Source organism: Bradyrhizobium icense (assembly GCF_001693385.1).
In the GTDB taxonomy this organism is placed as follows: Bacteria; Pseudomonadota; Alphaproteobacteria; order Rhizobiales; family Xanthobacteraceae; genus Bradyrhizobium; species Bradyrhizobium icense.
Window position 1 is genome coordinate 6,544,531 of record NZ_CP016428.1, and the last position, 16,663, is coordinate 6,561,193.

Below are 16,663 nucleotides of genomic sequence, written 5' to 3' on the forward strand. Positions count from 1 at the left end.
TTCAGTCCTGGGCGAGGCTGATATCCGGCGCCTCAGGGCGCTTCATGCCGACGACGTGATAGCCGGAATCGACGTGATGGACCTCGCCGGTGACGCCGCGCGACAGGTCCGACAACAGATACAGCGCGCTGTCGCCGACTTCTTCGATGCTCACGTTGCGACGCAGCGGCGCGTTGTGCTCGTTCCACCTCAAAATGTAGCGAAAGTCGCCGATACCGGAGGCGGCCAGCGTCTTGATCGGCCCGGCCGAGATCGCGTTGACGCGGATGTTCTTCTCGCCAAGGTCAGCGGCGAGATAGCGCACGCTGGCTTCGAGCGCGGCTTTGGCGACGCCCATGACGTTGTAATGCGGCATCCATTTCTGGGCGCCGTAATAGGTCAGCGTCAGGATCGAGCCGCCATCGGTCATGAGCTTCTCGGCCCGCTGCGCGATCGCGGTCAGTGAGTAGCAGGAGATCAGCATGCTCTTGGTGAAATTGTCCTGCGTCGTCTCCAGATAGCGGCCATCGAGCTGGTCCTTGTCGGAGAAGGCAATCGCATGGACCACGAAATCGATCTTGCCCCACTTTTCGCCGAGCACATCGAACACCGCATCTATCGTCGCGGCATCGGTGACGTCGCAATGGCCCAGCAGGAGGCCGTTCAGCTCCTTGGCCAGCGGTTCGACGCGTTTCTTCAACGCATCGCCCTGCCAGGTGAGCGCGATTTCCGCGCCGGCGTCGCGGCATGCCTTGGCGATGCCCCAGGCAATCGAGCGGTTGTTGGCAACGCCGAGGATCACCCCGCGCTTGCCCTGCATCAGACCTGACTTTTGCGACATCCGCTTTCCAATCGCGCTTCCGTCCGCCTTTGGAGGTACACCAGCACTCTCGCGCGGTCGAGCCCAAATCCGTCGCTCGGATAACGCGGTTTCCGGTGCGGCTCCATGGCTGGAATAGACGCGTCAATTGGGTGTTATGTTGGGTAAGGCGTTCGCGCCTCCTGCAACTCTTGCAAACTGGTGCTGATGAGCGCGTTTCGTCAAAGTGTCGAGGCCATGATTCCGGCGCTCCGCCGCTATGCACGCGCGCTCGCGCGCGATGCCGACATCGCCGACGATCTGGTGCAGGACACGCTGGTGCGCGCATTGCGTTCCGAGCGGCTGTTTCTCGGCGGCGATGTCAGGAGCTGGCTGTATACGATCCTGACCAATTTGAACAAGAACCGGCGTCGGTCGCTGGCACGGCGGCCGCAGTTTATGCCGCTGCTCGACAACAATCCGGACGCCAGCGGCACCGAGGCGGAGGGCCGCGACATTGCGCGCGCGCTGGCCACGCTGGTGGAAGAGCAGCGCTCGGTGCTGCTGCTGGTGATGCTGGAAGGGCTTAGCTACCGCGAGGTCGCCGACATCCAGGGCGTGCCGATCGGCACCGTAATGTCCCGGCTTGCCCGCGCACGCGCCCATGTCAAGGCGTCGCTCGAGGGCGAGCGCGCGGCGCTGCGGCGGGTGAAATGAAGACGCCAAAAGGGTGCATGAAGCGCGTTACGCATAGGCTGATCAGGAATAGGCAGAGACGAAGACAATGATCGATCGCAATATCCCCGTCACCGAAGACGAGCTGCATGCTTACGTCGACGACGAGCTGCCGGCGGAACGCCGTGGCGACGTCGAAGCGTGGCTCGCCTCGCATCCCGACGATGCCGTGCGGGTGCAGTCGTGGCGCACGATGGCGGAAGCGCTGCATGCCAGGTACGATTCGGTCATCGACGAGGCGGTGCCGAAACGGCTCGATATCGAACGGCTGGTGCGGCAACCGCGCAAATGGGTGTACGGCGCGGTGGCAGCCACGCTGGCGGCGTTTGTGATCGGCGGCAGCGTTGGCTGGCTGGCACGCGGCGCGGCTGCTGCGCCGTCGGCATTGCAGAATTTTACGATGGATGCGATCGAGGCGCACCGGCTCTATGTCGTCGAAGTCCGCCATCCCGTCGAAGTGCCAGGCAGCGAACGTAGCCATCTGCAGCAATGGCTAACCAAGCGCTGCGGCTGGATCGTCCGCGCACCCGAACTGACGGGTGCGGGGTTGAAGCTGGTCGGCGGACGGTTGTTGCCGGGTTCGGTAGGGCCGGCCTCGTTCCTGATGTATGAGAGCGCCTCGGGCGAGCGCTTCACGATCTACACTGCGAAGTCAGCCGCCGGGGCGATGCAGATGCGATACGCGGCGCAGGGCAAGGAGAGTTCACTGTTCTGGGCCGATGACGGGGTCATCTATGCGGTGGTTTCCACCGGAACCGACCGGGGCCGGCTCACCCAGATCGCCCAAGCCGTCTACGACCAGATGGAAAAGAAGGGCTAACCCGTAGCCCCCGGTGGAACGCAACGAGCCCCGGGATCAGTGCGATCGGAGGCGTGTTCCCGGCTTGCGCAGAGCCCGTCATCGGGCGCGCATCTATCGGGGTGAAGAGCGGCGGATAAGCAACACCGCGCCGCTTGTCCAAATTCTGACATCGAAAATCTGGAATCAGAACACCGGTGCGTCTCACTAATGCACCGGGTGATCACGCGAAAATGAGTAGCGTTCGATCCGCCGATCGGCGCAAGCGGCCTCGATCGGGGTTTGGTACCGCGCTGGTCCCCCTTTCGAGGCCGCCCCTTTTTCCGGGAAACCCTTTGTTTCCAGGAAGAAAGCGCGTTTTTTGGGAAACTCCTGCTCGGAACCCCGCTCTCCAAATTCCACGTAAAAACTCCGCCGCGAACCGGCCGAATCAGCCGAAATCGCTGCGTGGATTGTACGTGTGGCCATCGCGCCACTTGTGCATCAATGCCTCAAGCTCGCTATCGTTCCCATCGGGCAAAATAATTCGGGTGATGACGAACAGATCCCCGGTTCCCCCGGGCTTGGGCAGGCCCTTGCCCTTGAGGCGGAAGGTGCGGCCGCTCGAGGTATTTTTCGGAATCGAGAGCTCGACCGCGCTGCCCAGGGTGGGCACGCGGACCTTGCCGCCCAGCACCGCCTCATAGAGCGTGATGGGCAGCTCCAGGCGCAAATCGCTGCCATCGACCTTGAAGAGGGGATGCGGGGCGATGCTGACGGTAATCAGAAGATCACCCGGCGGGTGACCCGGCGCGGTTTCGCCCTGCCCCTTCAGCCGGATCTGCTGACCGGCGGTGACGCCTGCGGGAATCCTGACGTTGAGCTCCTTGCCGGTCGGCAGACGGACGCGCTTTTCCCCGCCCTTGACGGACTCTTCCAGCGATACCGTCATCGCGACGTTCAGATCGAGATCGAGGCCGATTCCGCCGGTATCGAATTCAAAGCTCCGGCTGCCGCCGGCTCGTCCGCTCCTGGCTGCGCCGCCGAACATGCTGTTGAGGATATCCTCAAAGCCGGCCCCGCCCATGCCGCCGGGACTCCCGCCCGAGCGGAAGCTGTAGGACTCGAAGCCGCCGGGCCCGCCGGCGCGGCCGCCACCGGGAAAACCTTGGAAGCGCGGCTTGCCCTCGGCATCGATCTCGCCGCGGTCGAACTGCTTGCGCTTGTCCTCGTCGCCGATGATCTCGTTGGCCGAATTGATCTCGGAAAAGCGGGCAGCCGCCTTCGGGTCGTTCTTGTTGTTGTCCGGGTGATGCTTCTTGGCGAGCTTGCGATAGGCACTCTTGATCGCCGCAGCGCTGGCGCCCCGCGTCACCCCCAAGACCTCATAGGGGTCGCGCATCCGTCACGTCTCCTTCACGGAAATTCAGTTCTTTGAAGCTTAGGGCAATTCGCCCGCTTTGGCTTCATCTGGGGAGCCAGTTGCATTTTTGCAACTACTCCCGGTCGCTTGAAAAGCGGTTTGAGGATCATCCCCTCGTCCAGGGCTTGATCGTATGGATTTCCCATCGGCCATGGCCGGCCTTGCAGGCGGCGCCCTGCAGCCAGCTTTCCGAGCGGCCGTTGACGTAGCTCGCCAGGAAATCCCGGCAGGTGCGCCCGTCTTCCGCAGAATAGGCCTGCGACAGTGGCGTCACCGAGCCGCGCGCGCCGGTCTCCGGATTTTCCCAAGGCTGGCTGGAATCCTTGTTGCCCCTGGTCAGCACGTCGGAAGCGGCGGTGCGGGCAAAGGCGAGATCGCTCTCGGTCGGCACCTGCGGGGAGGCCGGTCGCTTGCCCAGCGCCCCCGTAACATCGGCGGCATCCGTCCTGGCGTAGGCATCCGGGCGCGACAGGCTGCAGCCACCCGAGCCGAGACCGATCAAAATCAACGTCATTACAGCGCCCCGCGGCCCGATCGCCGATAGGCCAACGCGTCCCCATGCCCTATATAGGGCGAGCCCGCATCGGGGCTGCAACGCGTTCTGGGACGCGAGGGTACGCAAGTGGGACTCCTGACATGACGGACACGACCTCCATCAAACACCCGACACCGTTAACATCGGGTGATTTTACCGCGGCCGAGGAACCGTTTGCGCTGTTCGCCGAATGGTTTGCAGAAGCCGTGAAGTCCGAGCCGAACGATCCCAACGCGATGGCGCTGGCGACCGTCGACAGCGACGGGCTGCCCGATGTCCGGATGGTGCTGATGAAGGGCTATGATGCGGATGGTTTTGTGTTCTACAGCCACATCGCCAGCCAGAAGGGCCGCGAACTCGCCGCAAATCCCAAGGCGGCTTTACTATTTCACTGGAAGTCGCTGCGCCGTCAGGTGCGCATCCGCGGCAACGTATCGCCGGTAACGGATGAGGAAGCCGACGCCTATTTCGCGACGCGTCCAAAGCAGGCGCAGATCGGCGCCTGGGCCAGCAAGCAGTCGCAGCCGCTCGAGAGCCGCTTCGCCTTCGAGCAGGCGATCGCGCTGGTCGCGGCCAGATACGTCCTCGGCGAAGTGCCGCGCCCGCAGGGGTGGAGCGGCTGGCGCATTACGCCCCAGCGTTTCGAATTCTGGCACGACCGACCGTACCGCCTGCACGACCGCATCGAATTCCGCCGCGATGCGCCGGCACACGCCTGGAGCAAGGTGCGGCTCTATCCCTAGGACGCGCCGTCGTGGCAGGGCTTGTCCCGGCCATCCACGTCCCTCTATGTGACCAAACAAGACGTGGATGCCGGCACGAGGCCGTGCATGACGGACAACGAGAGAACCGCTTATGCCCTCTTCATCCAACGCGCCGCGGCGCACGTTGCTCTTGACCGGTGCCAGCCGCGGCATCGGTCATGCCACCGCGATCCGGTTCTCCTCGGCCGGCTGGCGCGTCATCACCTGTTCGCGGCACGCCTTCCCGGAAGTCTGCCCGTGGGGCGCAGGCCCTGAGGACCACATCGAGGTCGACCTCGGCAGCCACGACGACACCGTGCGCGCGATTTCGGAGATCCGCAGGCGGCTCGAGAACGACGAACTGCATGCGCTCGTCAACAACGCGGCAATCTCGCCGAAGGCGCCGGACGGCGGCCGTCTCGGCACCATGAACACCGACATCGAGACCTGGAGCCACGTCTTTCACGTCAACTTCTTCGCGCCGATCATGATCGCGCGCGGCCTGATCGAGGAGTTGAAACACGCCAGGGGCGCCGTGGTGAACGTCACCTCGATCGCGGGCTCGCGTGTGCACCCGTTCGCGGGCGCAGCCTATGCGACGTCGAAGGCGGCGCTTGCCGCGCTGACGCGCGAGATGGCGTTCGACTTCGGTCGCGTCGGCGTTCGCGTCAACGCGATCGCGCCGGGCGAGATCGACACCTCGATCCTGTCGCCGGGCACCGAGAAGATCGTCGAGCAGCAGATTCCGATGCATCGCCTCGGCACGCCGGACGAGGTGGCGAAGATCATCTACGTGTTGTGTACGGAAACCAGTTCGTACGTGAACGGCGCCGAGATTCACATCAACGGCGGTCAGCACGTTTAGGGCGTGACGCGATCGCACAGGCGTCGTGGCCCATCCTTCGAGACGCGCGCAAAGAGCGCGCTCCTCAGGATGAGGTCGACGTTTGCGAATGCGATATTCACTCCGCGCAAAACTTCCGCTGCGCAGTGCGCAGAGCAGTCGCCGCAGCGACGTTGAACGTGCTCGAACACTCGTCCTCGTTCTCGCCGTCCGCCAGCACAGCACCGCAGTGCCGGCAAAGCCGCGTCGAGAACGCCTGCGCCTTGCCGACGCTCCGGTCCTGCTGATAGCGCGCAAGATCGATGACGTTGCGTGGCGACATTATGAGTTTCTCAACCATGGGATCCTCGCGGCTTGAGAGACGCTTTATCGCAGACAAGTTTCGACCATTCGTTCAGTCCACCGCTCAAATTTTAGCGGTGGAATTGAGCCGATCTTTCGTACGTGGGGAAGCCGCGGGGAACCGTTGCGCTACAGCCACTTCTTCCACTTGAAGAGCAAGTATGGCAGCACGGCTGCCATGAGCATCATGACAAGCGCCATCGGGTAGCCGTGCGGCCATTCGAGTTCCGGCATCATCCTGAAGTTCATGCCGTAGATCGAAGCGATCAGCGTCGGCGGCATCAGCACCACCGCCATCACCGAGAACAGCTTGATGATATTGTTCTGCTGGAGATTGACGACGCCGAGCATGGCATCGAGGGCGAAGGTGATCTTGTTAGAGAGATAGGAGGCGTGGTCAGTCAGGGAACCGACGTCGCGCTGCATGGTCTTGAGCTGCTCGCGCATGTCCTTGGACCATTTGACGCCTTCGACCACCGCCGAGAGGAAGGTGACGACGCGACCGATCGAGACCAGGCTTTCGCGGATCTTCGAGACCAGATCCCCCTTGCGCCCGATCGCGATCAATATCTGCGCATATTGCTTGGCTTGCCGTTCGCTTTCGGGCTCGAAGATGTCGTGAGACACCTGGTCGACCTCGGCGCCGGCGCGCTCGAGAATGTCGGCACAGCGGTCGATCACCGCATCGAGCAGTTCCATCAGCACCATTTCGCCGGATATGCCCGGCGGGCATGAGCGCGCCAGCTTGTGCTCGACGAGAGCAAACGGCTTCGGCTCGTCGTAGCGCACCGTCACCAGACGGTGACCGGCGAGGATGAAGGTGACGGCCGTGGTCCTCGGCATATCGGTGTCGGATTGGCACATCAGCGTCGCGGTCATGAAGCGGGCGCCGTTCTCAATGTAGAGCCGGCTGGAAATCTCGATTTCCTGCATGTCTTCCCGGGTCGGCACCGCGATCCCGGCCAGCCGCTCGACCGCGCGGTCCTCCTGCATCGTCGGGTTCAACAGGTCGATCCAGACCGCATTGTCCGGCAGCGCCGCTGGGTCCGTGGCCGGGAGCTTCTTGAGGGTGGAATCGAAGGGAACAAACACCGAAAACATGGGCAACTCCGGAACTTGGGCAGCGGCCTCTTGTTTCTGACGCGCTTTCTTAACGCCAACCGGTCCGAATTCGCTTCAGAACGCCACGGCTACCCAGCGGCACTAAACCCGATTCTGGCAAGCGCTTCATGACCCGCACATCAACCGGCGGTCCATATTTATGGCAGCGACGTGGCACCCATGCGGCCCTAATTCGGCCCCGACACACCCCCTGCCCACCAATCAGTCGAAAGGCGCAAAATTTGCGGCATAAAAGCCACAGCCGGCCTTCCGCAGCGCAGAATGGGCGCGCAAATGCTGGCATATCTGCCGGCTTTTGCGGATAATGGGATTAATGGAATCGTCGCGTTTGAGGCGCAAGATTGCGGCTTGCGAACGCCTGACTTTCGATTGGAAGTACGCCATGTCGTCGCTGAAAGTAATTTTGGGGCTGCTCGCCGCCGGTCTTGCCCTGTCCGGCTGCATGCCGGCAACCACCTATCAAGCCGCCCCTGAAGCCACCCTCAAGCCGAACGACAAGGCCCAGCTCGCCAAGGCGCGCTACGCCGCGGTCAAGCCCCCGGAGGCGTTCCGCCGCGCCATTGTCGACTATCACCGCAAGGAACTGCCCGGAACAATCGTCGTCGATTCCGACAACCACTACCTCTATCTGGTCCAGGACGGCGGCAAGGCGATCCGCTATGGCGTCACCGTCGGCGAGGAAGCCCTCGCATTCTCGGGCATCGCGCGCGTCGGCAACATGGCGGAATGGCCGAAATGGACGCCGACCGCCGACATTCACAAGCGTATCGAAGGCCTGCCGGCTTCCGTGCCCGGCGGCGTCGACAATCCGCTCGGCGCCCGCGCGCTCTATTTGTACCAGGGCAGCCGCGATACGTTGTTCCGCATCCACGGCACCAACCAGCCGGAATATATCGGCGCCTCGATCTCGTCGGGCTGCATCCGCATGACCAATGAGGACGTCATCGACCTCTACAGCCGGGTGAAGACCGGTACCGTGGTCGTCGTGCTGGAGCCCAAGCAGGGCGACTCGCCGTTCAATTCCAAGATGGCGCTGCAGGGCGGCGGCAACAGCGGCCCGATGGCGCAATAGCCGGCAGCGGCTGGACCATATTCGAAGATCAGGAGCGCCGGTTTTGCCGGCGCTTTTTCGTTGCGGGCTTCTCTTCGCGCGGCGGCTCGGCCTGATCCGACTTCTCGCGATTCGATTCCTCAGCGTCCGGCTTGGCAGCATCGGGCTTCGCATCAGACTTGTTCGCGCCAGACTTGTTCACGTCCGACTTGTTCATGTCCGACTTGGCGTCGTCGGGCTTGGCGGCGACCTCGCGCGACGGCGCTTCTTCGGGCCGTTCTGCCGGCAATAGCGGCGCTCTCTGCGGCAGCGGGTCCCAGACGTCCCATTGGCAGATCCGGTAGTTGCCGCGCCTTTCCATCAGATCGAGATGGATGTGATCCTCGTGGTACCAATCCGAGCCCGGGCCGAGCACCGTCGAGAACCGCGCGCAGGCGGAGTGCAGCACGGTCTCGCGCAATTCCCGCGGCACCGTGCGGTCCGTCAGCGAGATCAGGCGGCCGTTGGCGAGCTTGAAGGCGCGCACATCAAGCGCGTTGGCGCGGCCGTGCTCGGAGAGTTTTGCGCCGACGATGCGGTTACGGCCGCGGCACTCGTACGAATCGAAATTGTCGAGATCGGAGACCGAACTGCCGAGGCGTTCTGCCACCGGCGCAATGTCTTTCCGGATCCAGTCGGCCAGCGCTGAAGCCATGGTACAGCGCAGGATCGCCGCAGGCTTCACCGACACCCGCCGCTTGTCCGGCAGCACGATCGCCTCGAGCCGCACCAGGTCCTCGCCGCCGCAGCCGTTGGCGCCGCGGATGTCCGGGATGCTGGGCGCAATGGCGACTTCGTCCGTCAGCGCCAGGCGGCACGCGGATGGTTGTGGCGTGGGCTCCGGTGCAGGCGCCGCCTGCTCCCTCGTTTTGTCCTTCTCAGGCGCCGCCTGCTCCTTCTCGGCCGGCCCCTCAGGCTTGGCAGACGGCGCCTCCGCAGGGCGCGGCTTCGGCAGAGGCACCACCACGCGGCGTGCCTTTCCTCGTGCACGCGGCTGAAACTCCCTGAACAGATTGTCCCACGGCGCAGCGCGCGACGCTTTGGCCGCCCAGGCCGGCTCGACTGGCATGCCAATCAATAGCGCCGCGGCGGCAGCGGTAACCATTGCCGGTGCAATGCGGCCAAAGGCGCCATTAGCCCATTTTCGGCTTGCTTTCTGCGCGGTAAAGTTCATTTCAATTCCATGAACTTAACCCCGATCCGCGGGCAATGTTCGCGGGTCGTGCGGCAATAAAACAACCATCGGAGGGAAGTGCGTATGCTCGGATTGATGCAAGACTGGCCTTTGCTTTGCCATCGGATTATCGAACACGCGGCGAAGTATCACGGCACGCAAGAGGTCGTCACGCGATCGGTCGAAGGTCCCATTCATCGCACCAATTATGCCGAAATTCATGCACGCGCACTGAAGGTATCGCAACGGCTCGACCGCGACGGCATCAAGCTCGGCGACCGCGTCGCCACCATCGCCTGGAACACCTGGCGTCATCTCGAATGCTGGTACGGCATTATGGGAATCGGCGCGATCTGCCACACGGTCAATCCGCGGCTGTTCCCCGACCAGATCGCCTGGATCATCAACCATGCGCAGGATCGCGCGGTGATAACCGACATCACCTTCGTGCCGATCCTGGAAAAGATCGCAGCCAACCTGCCGAGCGTCGAGCGCTACATCGTGCTGACCGACAAGGCGCACATGCCGCAGACCACGCTGAAGAACGCGGTCGCCTATGAGGACTGGATCGCGGAAGCCGACGGCAAGTTCGCCTGGAAGGACTTTGACGAAAATACCGCGGCCGCGATGTGCTACACCTCGGGCACCACGGGCGATCCCAAAGGCGTGTTGTATTCGCACCGCTCCAACGTGTTGCACGGGCTGATGGCCAACAATGTCGACGCTCTCGGCACCAGCGCCGCCGAGACAATGCTGCCGGTGGTGCCGTTGTTCCATGCCAATAGCTGGGGCATCGCATTCTCCGCGCCCTCGATGGGCACCAAGCTGGTGATGCCCGGCGCCAAGCTCGACGGCGCTTCGGTCTATGAACTTCTCGACACCGAGAAAGTCACGCATACCGCCGGCGTGCCGACGGTATGGCTGATGCTGCTGAACCACATGGCGGCCGGCAATCTGAAGCTGCCCCATCTTAAAAGCGTGGTGTGCGGCGGCTCGGCGATGCCGCGCTCGATGATCAAGTCGTTCGTCGACATGGGCGTGCGCGTTCGCCACGCCTGGGGCATGACCGAGATGAGCCCGATCGGCACCGTGGCCGCGCTGAAGCCGCCGTTTGCCGAACTCACCGGCGAGGAGCGGCTCGACATCCTGCAGACGCAAGGCTACCCGCCGTTCGGCGTCGAGATGAAGATCACCGACGATGCCGGCAAGGAGCTGCCGTGGGACGGCAAGACCTTCGGCCGCCTCAAGGTGAGCGGGCCCGCGGTCGCCAAGGCCTATTTCAAGATCGATACCGACATCCTCGACGAGGAAGGCTATTTCGACACCGGCGACGTCGCCACCATCGACCAGCATGGCTACATGCGAATCACCGACCGATCCAAGGACGTCATCAAGTCCGGCGGCGAATGGATCTCATCGATCGACCTCGAAAACCTCGCAGTCGGCCATCCCGCGGTCGCGGAAGCCGCCGTCATCGGCGTCTACCATCCCAAATGGGACGAACGTCCGCTGCTGATCGTCCAGCTCAAGGCCGGCCACCAGGCAAGCCGCGAAGACATCCTGAAATTCATGGATGGCAAGATCGCGAAATGGTGGATGCCCGATGACGTCGTCTTCGTCGACGGCATCCCGCACACCGCAACCGGCAAGATCCTGAAGACCGCGCTACGCGACCAGTTCAAGAGCTACCGCTTCCCGAACGCGGCAGCCTGAATCAGACTCTGTCCCTCCCGTACCGGGAGGGACAGCCCAAACAAAGAGCCGGCGTGAATTTGATCGCGCGCTGGCGCAGACCAGATGTCCCGATGGACGCGCTTTTTGTAACTTTCGATCTGTTTGCGTCGCTGCTTCGCGGAGCCATGAGCTCCCGCGATTATTATCGCCGAAGGGCTATTCGCACGAGCGTACCTCTCGTTCCTCCTCCAAAGGCAACTCGCGCGAGCGTGCCTTTCGTTCCTCCAAAGGCAACGCGTCCTGATTTGCCACACTGAGGGTGCTGGTGCGACAGCCCTCAGCAAGCTGGCGGGTGGGAGATCTGGAATTTTCAGCAGCCTCGCCGCTGAAATTTCGCCAAGCCCACAGCCTATCTTTCGAAATCAGACGCTGGGCTTTCCAGCGGCGGTTTGTTTGCGAGTGCGGGCGGTAATGGCGACCCCGGCATCACGCATGAACCTGACTGCCGAGAGCATCGAAGACGCTATGGCTGCGGCCCGCTGCCGCCGTGCGATCGCTGCATAAGCGCCAATATCGATGCGGCCATTGGGATGGCGCAGGACAGCATCACCGCTACCAAGCCACCCTGGACCGCCGCTCCAACTCGCTTCCGCTGACATTTGACTGGTCTCCATTAGCCGACGGAGGCACTTTATTATGTTCTATATATATGATAATCACCTGCAGTTTCATTTCATTCCTGAACTTAATTCATGAATAGTGCCTCCGCCGAGATGAATGCTTTTGTTCGCGTGATCGAGCGCGGCAGCTTCGCTGCGGCGGCGGGCGACCTCGGGCTCACGCCTTCAGCGCTCTCCAAACTTGTGACCCGCATTGAGGACCGGCTGGGCGTTCGTCTGCTGACGCGCACCACGCGGCGTCTGGTCTTGACTGCTGAAGGCGAGCTTTTCGTCGCCCGAAGCCGGGAAATACTTGCGTCGATCGAGGCCGCGGAAGCCGAGGTAACAGCGGGAAGCCGTGCTCCGCGCGGTCTTTTGCGGATCAGCGTCGGAACGGCCTATGCCAAACAGATACTCGGTCCCGCGCTTCCGCTGTTCCTCGCCCGCTATCCCGAAATCACCGTCGAACTTCTTGTTTCGGACCGGCAAATCGATCTTGTCGCCGAGCAGGTGGACCTGGCCATCCGCTCCGGGCAGCTCGGCGACTCAACCCTCGTGGCGCGTAAGCTCACCGACGCCAGACGCCTGATCTGCGCCAGCCCGCTCTATCTGAAGAAACATGGTTCACCGCGCGTGCCCGCCGATCTGTTGCGGCACAATTGCCTGACGCTGACCGGCTTTGCGCAGATCAATCAATGGCCGTTCCACACCGATGAAGGCATTAACCGGCTCGCCATCTCAGGCACATTCGCAAGCGACAATGCCGACCTGCTGCTCGACGCTACGGTAGCGGGGCTCGGCATCGCGAGATTGGCAGACTTTGTCGTCGCGCGCGCGTTGCAAGAAGGCGCGCTCGTTCGGCTGCTGGAGGACACCCATCTGAGCGAACCGTTTCCGATCCATGTCGTGACAGTGCCCGGCCGTCACCGCACGCCGCGCGTCAAGGCCTTCACCGACTTCATGATCTCGCAGTTGAACGATGCGCGGTGACGATCCGCAGCACCGCCGCTTGCGCCAATATTCGTTAGAACTGGCCGCACGCCACGGCGGTGTGCAATCGACGGGCGCGTGCACCGCGCCGCGTTCGGATCAGCGCGAGAGCGCCAGCGCGTCGAGCTGTCGCTGCGCGTCGGGTTCACCCCATTCCTTTGCCCGCTGGTACCACATGCGGGCCTGCGCGACGTCCGCCAGCGGGCCATCGGCGCCCATCTGCCTGAGCCGCGCCGGATCGTAGGTCGTGCCGACAAGCAGCGCCGCGCGCGCATCCCGCGCCTCGGCTCCGCGCATCAGCAACAGCCGCGCCGACTGGACATCGCCAGCGGCGAGCAGGTCCTGTCCGCGTTTGATCAGGGCAGCGATTTCCTTCGGATCGAGGCTGCGCACGACTTCCGCCTGCCGCGGCGCGGCTGGCATCGGCGACGGCACGGCGGCTGCCATGGCGACCGGCGGCGGCGGTGCGGCGACCGGGGGTGCAGCAACCGGGGCTGCAGCAACCGGGGCGGGCGCGGCAACCGGTGGCGCAGCGACGGGGGCCTTTGGCACAGGCGCCCAGGTCAGCCGCGTGGAGGTGCCGGTGAGCGCCACGCCATTACCGTCACGCAGCTCCGCCGTCACCAGCATCTGGCCGGTGAATCCGTCCGGCGGAATGACCGAAACACCCGAAATCTCCGTCGCCGACACGCGCCATTCGCTCGGACCGACACGCTTGCCGGATGTGAGCCGTGCGCCGGCAGCAAGTCCATTGATGGATACGTAGGCGTCGGGCGGCGGAGAGCCGACGTGGATCCCGAGCGGCACGGGATCGTTGGCGAACCCGCTGCCGTCCTGTACGGCCAAGGTCGCCGTACGCCTCGCTGGCTGCGGCTGCGGCGCTGGAAGCACCGACGATTTCACCGACTGCCAGGCGGCCGAAAGCGACGCATTATCCTGGTTGGCCGGGCGCTGCGACGATGGAATGGCCATGACGAGAAGCATCGCGATGCTCGCCGCAATCGCCACGGCGATCGAGAACCGGATGACCTGCTGGAACAGCGCGCGGCGTCCCGACAGGTCGCGAAGCACGGATGGCGCTTCGACCGGTGCGGTCTCCCTCGCCTCCTGCATGGCCTGGGCCACGGCTTTGGTGAACATTTCGGAATCCTGGCGGCGTGCGGGCTTGCTGAAGGGCTGCAAGGGCGGTCCTTCCGTCGGCATTCGCGGACGCCAGCCATCGTCGTTCTGCATCAGCATCGTGCCCGGTTGATCGCTGCTCGTCCGTTCCCTCAGCTCACGCGGCGCATAATATGCCGGATCGTTCGGGCCGACATATCCTTCGTGCTTTGCATCACTCATACTGAACACTCGCCCTCATGGGGCCTTCCGCCAGCCCCGCGGACGTATGCCGATTGCGCCCTATGCGATCCTAGAACTCCGGCGGCGCAACCGCAATTTTTTTGCGACTCCGCCCGGCAACAAGGACCGGGAGTTGAGATCATCCTGCAGCGCTTCCGGCTGACGCCCGCCGTTTCCCCTTTGGCTGACGTTCGCCGGTGTCCCGTGCAGGACAGTCCCGTGTTGCGGCAAATACGACAACCCAGCGGCGAGAGGTAGTCGAAAGTTGGACCAACTTCAATCTACAACTAATAATCAATTTACAGCGATGGTTAACCCGTCAGGTTGCTGCGCGGCGCGTCGCCCGATTAGCATAGCCTGCAAACTTGAAATTTGCGCCACGCCGTGGTCTCAAGCTTGCGAGTTTGCAGCCGGCCCGCCGGCCAGACAGATTTCAAAACCGGCAGATTCACCGATGGCCCGAAGGTTTTCCGCTCCCTACCAGTCGGAGCCCGTGTCCAGCCTCGCCACCTGGTCGCGCAACCTCGCCATCTTTGCCATGGTCGCGGTGGTGGTGTCGATCATCATCGTCCGCTTCGGCTTTCTGGAGGTAAAACCTGCGCTGGCGACGTTCTTCGGCGCGCTGGGTTTGGCCGTGCTGTCCATTCTCGTCGGCCTCGCCGCCTTTGCCGCGATCTGGCAGAACGGGTCGCGCGGCATGGGGCGGATCCTGCTGGCGTTCCTGATCAACGCCCTCCTGCTCGCCTACCCGGCCTACCTCGCCCTGCAATACCGCAAGCTGCCGCCGATCCACGACATCACCACCGATCCGATCGATCCGCCGCGCTTCGAGGCGCTGGCCCGGCTGCGCAGCGGCGAAGGCGCGAACTCCGCTGTCTATGCCGGGCTCTATTCGGCCGAACGGCAGCGGATCGCCTACCCCGATATCCAGACCGTGGAGCTCGAAGTCCCGCCGCAGCGGGCCTATGAGGTGACGCTCGCGCTGGTCGCCAAGCGCAAATGGCTCGTGATCGACGAACGGCCGCCGCAGCCGCCGCGCCGCATCGGCCGCATCGAGGCGGTGGCGCGGACGCCGATCATGGGCTTCCGCGAGGACATCTCGATCCGCATCACGCCCGACGCCGAGGAATCGCGGGTCGATATCCGCTCCTCCTCGCGCTATTTCGAAAGCGACCTCGGCAGCAACGCCGCCCGCGTCAGCAAGCTGATCGAGGACATCAACTCAGCCGTCGACAACGCCAAGCCGGCGGCGCCGAAGAAGCCGCAGGCCCCGGCGAAAGCCCAGGCGAAGAATGTGAAAAAATGACGCGTCAGCGTCATCCCGGGGCGCGCGAAGCGCGAACCTCAGGTGCGCAATTGTGCACCGGGGGATCTCGAGATTCTCAGGTGCGCAATTGCGCACCGTAGTTCGACACTTCGTGTCGCCCCGGAATGACGTGCTAGATCATGCCAACCGATACGTCCCGCCGATCACCGGATCACCATCCGTCGCAACGATCCCGCGGGCGACCAGGTCCTCCAGATGCGCCAGCACGGAATAGCCGGCCGCATTCGTCAGCCGCGGGTCGATGCCTATATAGATCGCACGGACCATGGTCGGAATGTCGGCCTCGCCCTTGGCAAGGCGGTGCAGGATCGAGGCTTCACGGGCCTGGCGGTGGCGGGTCAGGAAGCGGACGTAACGCGGTCCTTGCGGAATTTCCGGCCCATGGCCCGAGAAATACAGGTCCTCCTCACGAGCCTCCAGCCGCGCCAGCGAGGCCATGTAGTCGATCATCGATCCGTCCGGCGGCGCCACGATCGAAGTCGACCAGCCCATCACATGGTCGCCGACGAAATTGATCTTCCGCTCCGGCCACGCGAATGCGAGATGATTGGCGGTGTGGCCGGGGGTTGCGACTGCCTCCAGCGCCCAGCCCTGCCCTTCGATGACATCGCCGCTCTTGACCTCGATGTCGGGCCTGAAATCGCGGTCGGCACCGGATTCCGGATTGTGCTTTTCGCTCTCAAAGCGCGGCCGCGAGGCGCGGTGCGGCCCCTCGGCATAGACGGGCGCGCCGGTGGCCGCCCTGATCCGTGCGGTGTTCGGCGAGTGGTCGCGGTGAGTATGGGTGACGAGAATATGCGTCACCGTCTCGCCGCGTACGGCGTCGAGCAGCGCCTTGGCATGCGCTTCATCATCGGGCCCGGGATCGATGATCGCGACCTTGCCCTTGCCGACGATGTAGCTGACCGTGCCGGTGAAGGTGAACGGGCTGGGATTATTGCAGAGCACGCGCCGTACGCCGGGCCGTGGCTCATCGACGACGCCGGGCTGAAGCGGGAAATCGCGGTTGAACGGAATGTCGTCGTTGTCGGCCATCTGGAATTTTCACTCCGACGTCATTCCGGGGCAGCCCGACAGGGCTGAACCCGGAATCTCGAGATTCTCAGGT

16 protein-coding genes are annotated in these 16,663 nt (G+C 63.5%); 8 read left to right on the forward strand and 8 right to left on the reverse strand.

Annotated elements, in window-relative coordinates:
* Position 1 precedes the first annotated feature (1 nt).
* Complete coding sequence (gene fabI / locus LMTR13_RS30420; protein WP_065730984.1) at positions 2-820, reverse strand: enoyl-ACP reductase FabI; 819 nt, start codon at positions 818-820, stop codon at positions 2-4.
* A 186-nt stretch (positions 821-1,006) separates the two neighbouring features.
* Between fabI and LMTR13_RS30425 the strand changes: the two genes are divergently transcribed.
* Complete coding sequence (locus LMTR13_RS30425) at positions 1,007-1,495, forward strand: RNA polymerase sigma factor (protein ID WP_027537716.1); 489 nt, start codon at positions 1,007-1,009, stop codon at positions 1,493-1,495.
* 67 nt (positions 1,496-1,562) lie between these two features.
* Complete coding sequence (locus LMTR13_RS30430) at positions 1,563-2,333, forward strand: anti-sigma factor family protein (protein WP_065730985.1); 771 nt, start codon at positions 1,563-1,565, stop codon at positions 2,331-2,333.
* Positions 2,334-2,742: 409 nt separating this feature from the next.
* Here LMTR13_RS30430 and LMTR13_RS30435 read toward each other — a convergent pair whose 3' ends face one another.
* Together LMTR13_RS30435 and LMTR13_RS30440 are read right to left on the reverse strand one after the other, a co-directional pair.
* On the reverse strand, positions 2,743-3,693 hold the full coding sequence (locus LMTR13_RS30435; protein ID WP_065730986.1) for a DnaJ C-terminal domain-containing protein: 951 nt from the start codon (positions 3,691-3,693) through the stop codon (positions 2,743-2,745).
* A 127-nt stretch (positions 3,694-3,820) separates the two neighbouring features.
* Complete coding sequence (locus LMTR13_RS30440) at positions 3,821-4,228, reverse strand: RT0821/Lpp0805 family surface protein (protein WP_065730987.1); 408 nt, start codon at positions 4,226-4,228, stop codon at positions 3,821-3,823.
* 122 nt (positions 4,229-4,350) lie between these two features.
* Between LMTR13_RS30440 and pdxH the strand changes: the two genes are divergently transcribed.
* Positions 4,351-4,992, forward strand: coding sequence for a pyridoxamine 5'-phosphate oxidase (pdxH, locus tag LMTR13_RS30445; protein ID WP_065730988.1), 642 nt, complete (start codon positions 4,351-4,353; stop codon positions 4,990-4,992).
* Between the two features lie 112 nt (positions 4,993-5,104).
* The gene (locus tag LMTR13_RS30450; protein ID WP_065730989.1) at positions 5,105-5,857 is read left to right on the forward strand and encodes an SDR family NAD(P)-dependent oxidoreductase; all 753 of its coding nucleotides are present in this window, start codon (positions 5,105-5,107) and stop codon (positions 5,855-5,857) included.
* 97 nt (positions 5,858-5,954) lie between these two features.
* Here LMTR13_RS30450 and LMTR13_RS30455 read toward each other — a convergent pair whose 3' ends face one another.
* Positions 5,955-6,176 (reverse strand): hypothetical protein, encoded by a 222-nt coding sequence (locus LMTR13_RS30455; protein WP_065730990.1) that lies wholly within the window; start codon positions 6,174-6,176, stop codon positions 5,955-5,957.
* A 131-nt stretch (positions 6,177-6,307) separates the two neighbouring features.
* Positions 6,308-7,279, reverse strand: a complete 972-nt coding sequence (locus LMTR13_RS30460; protein ID WP_065730991.1) for a magnesium transporter CorA family protein — start codon at positions 7,277-7,279, stop codon at positions 6,308-6,310.
* A 403-nt stretch (positions 7,280-7,682) separates the two neighbouring features.
* Here LMTR13_RS30460 and LMTR13_RS30470 point away from each other — a divergent pair, with 403 nt between their 5' ends.
* Positions 7,683-8,372, forward strand: coding sequence for a L,D-transpeptidase (locus tag LMTR13_RS30470; protein WP_065730993.1), 690 nt, complete (start codon positions 7,683-7,685; stop codon positions 8,370-8,372).
* 28 nt (positions 8,373-8,400) lie between these two features.
* Here the strand turns inward: LMTR13_RS30470 and LMTR13_RS30475 are convergent, their stop codons facing one another.
* A complete protein-coding gene (locus tag LMTR13_RS30475; protein WP_065730994.1) occupies positions 8,401-9,564 on the reverse strand; it encodes an extensin family protein in 1,164 nt (387 codons plus the stop codon).
* 84 nt (positions 9,565-9,648) lie between these two features.
* Between LMTR13_RS30475 and LMTR13_RS30480 the strand changes: the two genes are divergently transcribed.
* Positions 9,649-11,277, forward strand: coding sequence for a fatty-acid--CoA ligase (locus tag LMTR13_RS30480; RefSeq protein ID WP_065730995.1), 1,629 nt, complete (start codon positions 9,649-9,651; stop codon positions 11,275-11,277).
* 713 nt (positions 11,278-11,990) lie between these two features.
* On the forward strand, positions 11,991-12,887 hold the full coding sequence (locus tag LMTR13_RS30485; protein WP_065730996.1) for a LysR family transcriptional regulator: 897 nt from the start codon (positions 11,991-11,993) through the stop codon (positions 12,885-12,887).
* Positions 12,888-12,986: 99 nt separating this feature from the next.
* Here the strand turns inward: LMTR13_RS30485 and LMTR13_RS30490 are convergent, their stop codons facing one another.
* Complete coding sequence (locus tag LMTR13_RS30490; protein ID WP_236843196.1) at positions 12,987-14,228, reverse strand: SEL1-like repeat protein; 1,242 nt, start codon at positions 14,226-14,228, stop codon at positions 12,987-12,989.
* Between the two features lie 454 nt (positions 14,229-14,682).
* Between LMTR13_RS30490 and LMTR13_RS30495 the strand changes: the two genes are divergently transcribed.
* Positions 14,683-15,534: a DUF1499 domain-containing protein gene (locus LMTR13_RS30495; RefSeq protein ID WP_065730997.1), complete on the forward strand. Its 852-nt coding sequence runs from the start codon at positions 14,683-14,685 to the stop codon at positions 15,532-15,534.
* A gap of 138 nt (positions 15,535-15,672) precedes the next feature.
* Here LMTR13_RS30495 and LMTR13_RS30500 read toward each other — a convergent pair whose 3' ends face one another.
* Positions 15,673-16,590: an MBL fold metallo-hydrolase gene (locus tag LMTR13_RS30500; protein WP_065730998.1), complete on the reverse strand. Its 918-nt coding sequence runs from the start codon at positions 16,588-16,590 to the stop codon at positions 15,673-15,675.
* Between the last annotated feature and the right edge of the window lie 73 nt (positions 16,591-16,663).